Raw genomic sequence first — 271 nt, 5'->3', positions numbered from 1 at the left:
CGGTACCAACCAAGGTTCCTCCTTGATCAAGTACATAGTGAAACAGGCCAAAATGACGATGCAAAAACACAGCATATTCATTAGGCAGAGCTGAAACGGATTGGTTGACTTCATACTGAGATTGTTTTAATAGCTGTATGATATGCGGGGGATTATAGGAATCTGGATCTGCTACCAGCAGAATTTGCCCCGGTTTCAGGAATCGGTAATTTGAATTTAATGCCATAAAATAGCGAGCCGCTTCGCTATTTGAATGGCTGAATAACAGACT

The 271-nt window shown here is 41.7% G+C and carries 1 pseudogene; it reads right to left on the bottom strand.

The window, feature by feature from the left end:
• Nucleotides 1-271, bottom strand: a pseudogene (locus tag AAC155_RS24340) (SAM-dependent methyltransferase); the annotation flags it as partial.

Source organism: Photorhabdus sp. HUG-39 (assembly GCF_963878365.1).
Taxonomy (GTDB): Bacteria; Pseudomonadota; Gammaproteobacteria; order Enterobacterales; family Enterobacteriaceae; genus Photorhabdus; species Photorhabdus kayaii.
This window is presented reverse-complemented; position numbering and strand designations above follow the sequence as displayed.